The 3,393-nt window shown below is 71.5% G+C and carries 2 protein-coding genes and 1 pseudogene; all 3 read right to left on the bottom strand.

Translation table 11 applies throughout. The features are described from left to right. Window positions 1–96 precede the first annotated feature (96 nt). Window positions 97–1,044 (bottom strand): hypothetical protein, encoded by a 948-nt coding sequence (locus tag V7E46_RS29320; protein ID WP_333771261.1) that lies wholly within the window; start codon window positions 1,042–1,044, stop codon window positions 97–99. 240 nt (window positions 1,045–1,284) lie between these two features. Beyond that, on the bottom strand, window positions 1,285–2,403 hold the full coding sequence (gene prfB, locus V7E46_RS29315; protein ID WP_329178589.1) for a peptide chain release factor 2: 1,119 nt from the start codon (window positions 2,401–2,403) through the stop codon (window positions 1,285–1,287). A 103-nt stretch (window positions 2,404–2,506) separates the two neighbouring features. After that, window positions 2,507–3,393 (bottom strand): annotated as a pseudogene (locus tag V7E46_RS29310) (serine/threonine protein kinase); the annotation flags it as partial.

Raw genomic sequence — 3,393 nt, 5'->3', positions numbered from 1 at the left:
TTAAATCCCGGCGGCCGGGCCCCGCCAAAACAACGGGGGCGGGGCCCCCCCCCCCCCCCCCCCCCCCCCCCGCACCTGTTACGTGCCGATGTGCCGTCAGGCGGCGTTGCGGCGGTTGGCCAGACGCGGGGTCAGGCGGAAGCCGATGCCGCCCGCGATCAGAGTGGCGGCGCCGATCAGGAGGAAGGTGGTGCCGTTCGAACCGGTCTCGGCGAGCTGGCTCGTGGTGTCGCCCTGCGGGACCTGCTGCGTGTTGTCGGTGCCGGTGTTGTTGTTACCGCAGTCGAGGCTGTCCCCGGTCAGGGTGCAGGTGTTGTTGTTGCCGTCGGGGTTCTTGCCGCCCGGCGACGTCGGGGTCGACGTCGGACCACCCGTGTTGCCGCTGGTGGAGCCGGTGGACGTGCCCTGCGAGGTTCCGGCGGAGGCGCCGGTCGACGTGCCCGTCGAGGTACCGGTGGAGGTGCCCGTGGACGTACCGGTCGAGGTGCCCGTCGAGGTGCCCGTGGACGTACCGGTCGAGGTGCCCTCCGACGTACCGGTGGACGTGCCCGTCGAGGTGCCCTCCGACGTACCCGTGGACGTGCCCTGCGACGTACCCTCCGACGTACCGGTCGACGTGCCCTCGGACGTGCCGGTCGACGTCCCCTCGGACGTCCCCTGCGACGTACCCGTCGAGGTGCCCTCCGACGTACCGGTCGACGTGCCCTCGGACGTGCCGGTCGACGTCCCCTCGGACGTCCCCTGCGACGTACCCGTCGAGGTGCCCTCCGACGTACCGGTCGACGTGCCCTCGGACGTGCCGGTCGACGTGCCCTCGGACGTGCCGGTCGACGTCCCTTCGGACGTCCCCTCGGACGTGCCCTGGCTCGTGCCTTCCGACGTACCGCTGATCGTGCCCTCGTCCAGCGAGTGGACGAGGGGCTTCGAGGAACTGTCGTTCGTGACGGCCTGGGCCGCGCCCATGGCCGTCAGGGAGGCGCCGCCGGCGATGACGGCCGCCGCGGCGATGCGGGCGACACGCAGCCGCGTGTTGCGCTTGCTCATGAGTCAAGTACCCCCAGTAGATGTCTGCTTCGGGCTGCGCAGCCAAGGTGAGGGTGTGTCACTGGAGGGAATCTTCAACGCTCGCCCCCGTGCGCTGACGCCTCAACATGCGCATGCCGCGCATCACCCTCGCGGCTTTCGCCGGGACCGTCAAGGGCATTAAGCACATGATGTACGGTTCATCCCGGTCCGCCCGGCACTTCTCCACAGGTCTGTGACATGAGCGACGTCACGTACGGCTCAAGCCGCGGTCTTCTCACGGGACTTGCGCCAGCGGATGCCCGCCTCGATGAAGCCGTCGATGTCACCGTCGAGGACGCCCTGCGGATTGCCGACCTCGTGGTCGGTGCGCAGGTCCTTGACCATCTGGTACGGGTGCAGCACGTACGAACGCATCTGGTTGCCCCAGGAGTTGCCGCCGTCGCTCTTGCCGAGGGAGTCCATCAGGGCCTGCTCCTCCTGGCGGCGGCGTTCGAGCAGCTTGGCCTGGAGGACGTTCATGGCGCTGGCCTTGTTCTGGATCTGGGAGCGCTCGTTCTGGCAGGAGACCACGATGCCGGTGGGGATGTGGGTGATACGGACAGCGGAGTCGGTGGTGTTGACGCCCTGGCCGCCGGGGCCCGAGGCGCGGTACACGTCGACACGCAGTTCCGACTCGTCGATCTCGACGTGGTCGCTCTGCTCGACGACCGGCAGCACCTCGACGCCGGCGAAGGACGTCTGGCGGCGGCCCTGGTTGTCGAAGGGGGAGATCCGCACCAGCCGGTGGGTGCCCTGCTCGACGGACAGGGTGCCGTACGCGTAGGGGGCTTTGACGACGAAGGTGGTCGACTTGATGCCGGCCTCCTCCGCGTAGGAGGTCTCGTAGACCTCGGTGGAATAGCCGTGGCGCTCGGCCCAGCGCAGATACATCCGCTGGAGCTGCTCGGCGAAGTCCGCCGCGTCGATGCCGCCGGCCTCGGCGCGGATGTTGACCAGGGCCTCGCGGGCGTCGTACTCGCCCGACAGCAGGGTCCTGACCTCCATCTCGTCCAGCGACTTGCGGACCGCCTCCAGCTCCGCCTCGGCCTCGGTGCGGGTGTCGGCGTCGTCCTCCGCCTCGGCCAGCTCGAACAGGACGGCGAGGTCGTCGATACGGCCGCGCAGCGCCTCGACCTTGCGCAGCTCGGCCTGGAGGTGGGAGAGCCGGCTGGTGATCTTCTGCGCGCTTTCCGGGTCGTCCCACAGGGACGGCACGGCGGCCTGCTCCTCAAGCGCGGCGATGTCGTTCCGCATCCGGTCGAGGTCGAGGACGGCCTCGATCGACCCCATGGTCGAGGACAGGGATTTCAGCTCTTCGGATACATCGACGATTGCCACGGGTCCAGCGTACCGGCTGGCCGAAACCTACTGCCCCGGTCGTGTGGCGACATCACGCCGTCACTGCGGCGATCATGCCGCCGTACGGGGTGGACGGCGGCCGTCACACCGACGCCGTCGCCCGGCTGAGGGTGCCGGACGAGGTACGGGTGAAGATCTCCAGCGTGTGCGGCGACGCTGCCGCCGCGCCCAGGGCGGTGGAGGTGCCCGGCAGCGGGGCGGCCGACCAGTCCGCGTCCGGGGAGACCGCGGCCTGGCCGCCGGACGCGAAGGCGTACAGCCGGCCCCCCGCGGCGACCGCGTCGGGGCGGGCGGTGGCGTCGAGACCCTGCACGACCGCGGCGGGCCGCCAGGCGCCGCCGGAGTACGGGAGCTGGAGCACGGCGCCGTCGGCCTTGCGCACGACGAAGGCGTCCAGGGTGCCGTGGGCCCGGGAGACCAGGGCGGGGGCGGCGGTGATACGGCCTGCGGTGGGGACGACCGCCCAGGCGTTCCAGCGGGTGCCGACCAGCGAGGCGGTCACCAGGTCGCCGCCGACCCGGCCGACCAGGTCGATCCGGCCGGGCGCGGAGGAGGCGGCGGCGGGGGCGGCGTCGAAGTGGGTGCGCTCGTCGACCTGGGACCAGGAGCTCCAGTGGCCGCCGGTCATGGTCCTGCGGTAGAGCAGGCCGTCGGTGCCGAGCGCGAACAGGTCGATCCGGCCGGCCTTGGCGGAGACCGCGGCCGGGTCGTCGGCGACGCTTATCCCGCTGAGCTTGTGCCACGGGCCGTAACCGGAGCCGTCGCGGACCACGTACCAGACGTTCTTGTCCTGGCCGCGGGCGAAGACATAGGTGGCGCCGTCCGCGACGAGCGCGCGCGGGCCGCCGACCAGCCGGACGCCCGCTGCGGGGACGCCCTGGAAGGCCGACCACCGCGGCAGCGAGATGGGCTGCCCGGTGCGGCCCTGCGGGGCGTCGGCGGCCCCGGTCGGGGCGGCGGGGGTGGTGG

Origin of the sequence: Streptomyces sp. IBSBF 2435 (genome assembly GCF_036815005.1) — a bacterium.
Lineage (GTDB): Bacteria > Actinomycetota > Actinomycetes > Streptomycetales > Streptomycetaceae > Actinacidiphila.
Note: the sequence above shows the minus strand (reverse complement) of the source record. Positions and strands in the feature narration are given on the sequence as shown.

Bases quoted from the DNA above. Each gene is read 5' to 3' on its own strand.
- V7E46_RS29320 (WP_333771261.1), bottom strand. From the start codon at position 1,044: ATGAGCAAGCGCAACACGCGGCTGCGTGTCGCCCGCATCGCCGCGGCG.